General features: G+C 69.0%; 2 protein-coding genes. One reads left to right on the forward strand and one right to left on the reverse strand.

All coding sequences use genetic code 11. The features are described 5' to 3' along the window. Window positions 1–88: 88 nt before the first annotated feature. On the reverse strand, window positions 89–469 hold the full coding sequence (locus ACLN58_RS21710; protein WP_415857286.1) for a MarR family winged helix-turn-helix transcriptional regulator: 381 nt from the start codon (window positions 467–469) through the stop codon (window positions 89–91). A gap of 85 nt (window positions 470–554) precedes the next feature. Here ACLN58_RS21710 and ACLN58_RS21715 point away from each other — a divergent pair. Continuing rightward, window positions 555–1864 (forward strand): MFS transporter (locus ACLN58_RS21715; RefSeq protein ID WP_415857287.1); only part of this gene is annotated, 1310 nt, incomplete at its 3' end.

Genomic DNA, 1864 nt, shown 5'->3' on the forward strand with positions numbered 1-1864 from the left:
AGGAGCCCGGCGAGCGTCGCCCCGGCATACCGGAGGGCGGCACTGTTTCGGAACGCGCTGAAGGCAGCAGCCAAGATGTGCGGGCGGCTCAGCCTGGGAGATTCGCCAGAAGGAGCTCGCGGTGCGTGACCGCCGCCTCGCCGTGGAGTCGCGCGCCCGCCTCGGTCAGCTCGAGATAGAGCGAGCGGCGGTCCTCGGCGCACGCGGCGCGGCGCACGAATCCGGCCTTCTCGAGCCGGTCGACGATCTTGGACAGCGCGCTCTGCGTCATGGGCGAGATGGCCGTGAGGTCCTTCATGCGGCACCCGTCAGCGCTCTGTTCTGAGAGCAGATCGAGCGTCTCGAACTCGTTGAGGCCGATCCCATGGCGCGCGGACAGCTCACGGTCAAGCGCGTTGGACGTCTTGAGATAGGCGCATTGGATGGCTCGCCACTGTTCTACGAGCTGGGGTAGTGCCTCCGTAGACATGGTCCGAGTCTATCGCCACCGGGATTTAAATTCCAGTTCATCTTTTTCCTTGTCATTCAATGAAGCGTCATGTAACGTCGAGGCCATGGCACAAGACCTGACCACTCTGCCCGACTTGGCCACCCCTCGGACCCCCGCCACACCCCGCGACGCTCGCTGGACGCGCGCCCAGTGGCTCCTTCTCGTCACCCTCTGCGTCGTGCTCGCCCTCGACGGGCTCGACGTCTCGATGGTCGGCGTCGCCCTCCCCTCGATCGGCCGCGAGCTCGGCCTCGGCACCGAGTCGCTCCAGTGGATCGTCTCGGGCTACGTGCTCGGGTACGGCTCCCTCCTGCTGCTCGGCGGGCGCATGGCGGACCTCATGGGGCGCCGCCGGATCTTCCTCGCGGCGCTTGCGGTCTTCGCCGCCGCGTCTCTCCTCGGCGGGCTCGTGAGCGACCCCACGATGCTCATCGCGACGCGCTTCATCAAGGGCCTCGCGGCCGCGTTCACGGCGCCCACGGGCTTCTCGATCATCACCACGAACTTCGCGGAAGGCCGCGAGCGCAATCGCGCGATCTCCATCTACACGACGTTCGGCGCGAGCGGGTTCTCGCTCGGCCTCGTGGTGGGCGGACTCATGACGGCGCTCAGCTGGCGTTGGACGTTCCTCTTCTCCGTGCCGATCGCCGTCGCGGCCGTACTCCTGGGGCTGCGCTTCATCCCGCGGGACCGCCCGGCGAACAGCGGCGGGCACGACGTCTGGGGCGCCGTCACCCTTTCCGCCGGCATGCTCGGGCTCGTGTTCACGCTTGTCTCGGCGCCGGGCGCCGGCTGGGGTTCGGCGCAGACGGTCGGCGGCTTCGCGGCCTCGGCCGCCGTGCTCGCGGCGTTCGCGTGGATCGAGACGCGCGCCAAGCACCCGCTCATCCGCTTCGGGATCCTCCGCGAGGGCTGGGTGGCCCGCGCGAACCTGGCGGCGGTGGCGCTGTTCGGTTCCTACCTGAGCTTCCAGTTCATCGTGACGCTGTACCTGCAGTCAGTTCTCGGCTGGGCACCGCTCGCGATGGCCCTAGCGCTGCTTCCCGCAGGGCTCATGGTGGCCGGCAGCGCGCCGTTCGCGAGTCGGCTCATCGACCGCTTCGGGGCGACCCGACTCGTGATCGCCGGGCTGCTCTCGCTCTCGCTGGGTTATCTGCTGTTCCTGCGGATCGGCACGGATCCCACGTACGTGACGGACATCCTGCCGTCCGTGCTGCTCCTCGGCGTCGGTTTCGCGCTCGGGTTCCCGTCGATCAACGTGCAGGCGACCGCCGGGATCCACGACGCCGAGCAGGGCCTCGCCGCGGGGCTCATCCAGACGAGCACCCAGGTGGGCGCGGCGCTCGTCCTCGCGGTGACGACGGCGATCGTCGG

The organism is Sinomonas sp. G460-2, from assembly GCF_047759905.1.
GTDB lineage: Bacteria > Actinomycetota > Actinomycetes > Actinomycetales > Micrococcaceae > Sinomonas.